Source organism: Rhizorhabdus sp. (assembly GCF_018006725.1).
In the GTDB taxonomy this organism is placed as follows: domain Bacteria; phylum Pseudomonadota; class Alphaproteobacteria; order Sphingomonadales; family Sphingomonadaceae; genus Rhizorhabdus.
In genome coordinates this window covers 1-2,673 of sequence record NZ_JAGMXV010000451.1, presented here as the reverse complement: position 1 = coordinate 2,673, position 2,673 = coordinate 1, and the positions used below count along the sequence as shown (strand labels likewise).

At 66.1% G+C, this 2,673-nt stretch carries 4 protein-coding genes; 2 read left to right on the top strand and 2 right to left on the bottom strand.

Annotated features, from left to right (window positions below; all coding sequences use genetic code 11):
- The coding region (locus KAY22_RS27675) for a hypothetical protein (protein ID WP_296626251.1) at window positions 1–925 on the bottom strand (925 nt) is incomplete at its 3' end.
- A 218-nt stretch (window positions 926–1,143) separates the two neighbouring features.
- On the opposite strand from KAY22_RS27675, the gene KAY22_RS27670 reads away from it, so the two are divergent.
- Complete coding sequence (locus KAY22_RS27670) at window positions 1,144–2,046, top strand: alpha/beta hydrolase (RefSeq protein ID WP_296626250.1); 903 nt, start codon at window positions 1,144–1,146, stop codon at window positions 2,044–2,046.
- On the opposite strand, the gene KAY22_RS27665 is transcribed toward KAY22_RS27670, so the two are convergent.
- Window positions 2,043–2,213: a hypothetical protein gene (locus tag KAY22_RS27665; RefSeq protein WP_293492628.1), complete on the bottom strand. Its 171-nt coding sequence runs from the start codon at window positions 2,211–2,213 to the stop codon at window positions 2,043–2,045. The genes KAY22_RS27670 and KAY22_RS27665 overlap by 4 nt on opposite strands.
- 250 nt (window positions 2,214–2,463) lie before the next feature.
- Between KAY22_RS27665 and KAY22_RS27660 the strand changes: the two genes are divergently transcribed.
- The coding region (locus KAY22_RS27660; RefSeq protein WP_296626249.1) for a hypothetical protein at window positions 2,464–2,673 on the top strand (210 nt) is incomplete at its 3' end.

The following is a 2,673-nucleotide window of genomic DNA, read 5'->3' as shown; positions in this document are numbered from 1 at the left end:
GGCCGATGCCGACCCGGCGCCCCTGCCCGCCGTCGCCGACATAGTTGTCGCGGCTCTCGACCTCGCGCTTCTGCTTGTGCAGTTCGCCGTCGAATATCTCGTAGTTGTGCTTCTTGATTGCCGGGCTGCCCAGCTTGCGCAGGATGTCGCGATGCTGCGGGCTGATGATGTCGCGCTCAAGGATATCGAGCTGCGACGGGCCCGGCTGAGCGAGCGCACAGTAGTTGCAGAGCTCGATCTGGTCGCCGAAGTCGCCGGGCTGGCGCTGCCACCAGCCGTGCTCGACGGGCCAGGCGTGCTTGCCGTTGAAGTACAGCCGGTCGATGGCCCCGGCGACCTCGCAGAAATAGGCGCCCTTGTCGTTGATGGTCGCCGACCAGAGCTTCTGGACCCAGCAGTTGTCGCGGTTCTGCTCCCACTGCAGCTCGGAGATCCCGGTCGCGGCGATGTAGTCGGCCCGCGTGATCAACAGCGCCTGGTGCTGGCCCGCGGACTCGTGGGTGTTGGTGTTGAAGTGGCTATAGACCGACATGATGGTCTCGTAGTTGCGGTAGAACCCCGCCCCGAGACTGGTCCACAGGCCGCGGCCGTTCGAACGGTCGAACAGCCGCTGATTGGCGAAGTCGTTGAAGTCCTTGATCGGGAACTTGCCGTTGTTGGTGTTGTCCCCGCCCCATAGCTCGGCGAAGCGCAGCGAGATCTGCTCGAAATTGGCGTGCAGGGTCGGCTCGCCTGCGATGATCCCGATCAGCTTGTTGGGGCCGTTCCAGCCCTCCATGCTCTGCACGGCGCGCTCGAAGGTCTCCAGCTCCATGTCCGCCCGCTGGGTCTGGTGCGGGATCAGCCGGGTGCAGTTGGAACACTTCAGGTGGCACTTGGTGCTGATGTCGATCTGGACGATGTCCATGTCGGCAGGCGATCGCATGGTGTCTTCTCCAGGTCGCTTCTCGCCGGGGTCCGGGCAGCGACGGAAGGCGTCCTCAAGACGCCGATCAACGCTCTTTGACTCTCCTTTGAGTCGCCGGGAAAGCTAAACTCTTTGCCCGGTCGTGCGGCAAAGAGTTGCATCTCTCGGTGGCCTTGCGGACCCGGACCTTCGCAAGCAGAGTGATCATCAATCACTCCGACCCTCGGGAGGGCCCCATGCCCCAGATCATCGCCAACGGCATCCCCCTGGAATACGCGGTCTACGGACCCGAAAAGGGTGAGGCGATGCTGCTGATCATGGGCTTCGGGGCCCAGATGACCCGCTGGTCGCCGCAGTTCATCCGGGAGCTCACCAATCGGGGCTACCGGGTCATCGTCCACGACAACCGTGACGTCGGCCTGTCGCACCGGTTCGAGGAACACGGCGAGCCGGACATGACCGCCATCTACACCGCCCTGATGAGCGGCCAGAAGCCGGACGTCCCCTATCACCTCGACGACATGGCCCGCGACAGCGTCGGCCTGCTTGAGGTCCTGGGGGTTGAGCGCGCCCACATCGTCGGGGCGTCCATGGGCGGCATGATCGCCCAGCTGGTGGCGGCCAACCATCCGGAGAGGACCCTGTCCCTGGTCTCGATCATGTCCACCACCGGCAATCCCGCCCTGCCGCCCGCCAAGCCCGAGGCCATGGCGGCGCTGACCAAGCCGGGGATCGATCCGGCTGTGGATATGGACAAGCATGTGTGGAGCGGTTTGGAGAGTTCGAAGGTGATCGGCAGCCCCGACTACCCGACGCCCGACGAAATTCAGATCGAGCGGCTCCGCGCCGACGCGCGGCGCGCCTATTATCCGGTCGGCCGCGCGCGCCAGATGGCCGCCGTCGTCGCCTGTGGTGACCGCCGTCCGCTGCTGGCCAAGATCACCGCGCCCACCGTCGTGATCCACGGCGAGGCCGATCCCCTGGTTCCGGTTGAGGGCGGCCGGGATACCGCGGCCTCCATTGCCGGGGCGGAGCTGCACACCATCCCCGGCATGGGCCACGACCTGCCGCACCAGCTGATCCCACGCATCGCCGATCTCATCGAGAGGGCCACGTCGCGGGCGCGGGAGAACGCCTAGGCGGCTCTCGGCTTGGCCGCCGGCAGGCGGTCCAGAAGAGCGAAGGCCGGCCAGAACAGCACCAGCAGCACCAGGGCCACGGTATTGGCCGCATGGAGCAGCAGCATGGGCGCCCAGTGATCGAAGAACCGGTCCGGGGTCTCTGCCTCAAGGGCTTCAAGGGTCATGATCGTCTCCTTCAGACGGACCGGCGTAGAGAACGCAGGTCCACCTGAGGCCCGCGCAAGAGCGGGGCCAGCCGCGCCCGCCGCACACACCCCGGGGGATGAAACTTCGGGACGCGGACATATCCTATCGGGCGAGCGCCGGTCGCGGGACGCCGACCGGCGTCCTGGCCCCGCCTCGATTTGGCACAGGCTTATCTTCGCTGAACCAGATGCTCCTTCGCGCGCTATAGTTGGCAGCGAGGGAGTCGAGATGCGCGATCTGCGGCATGTGTTTTTCGGAATGGCCATCGCCACCCTTGCGGGCCTGGCCATGGGCGGCGCATCGAAACCCGACATTCGCGAAATGACCGACCTGGACGGCCCCCAACTGGTCGCGGGCCAGGGTGGTGAGCGGCTCGGCCCCGGTTTCAGCCAGACCGCCAGCTGGACGGGCTATGGCGGCCAGGTCCCCGATTACGTG

Bases quoted from the DNA above. Each gene is read 5' to 3' on its own strand.
- KAY22_RS27670 (WP_296626250.1), top strand. From the start codon at position 1,144: ATGCCCCAGATCATCGCCAACGGCATCCCCCTGGAATACGCGGTCTAC.
- KAY22_RS27665 (WP_293492628.1), bottom strand. From the start codon at position 2,213: ATGACCCTTGAAGCCCTTGAGGCAGAGACCCCGGACCGGTTCTTCGAT.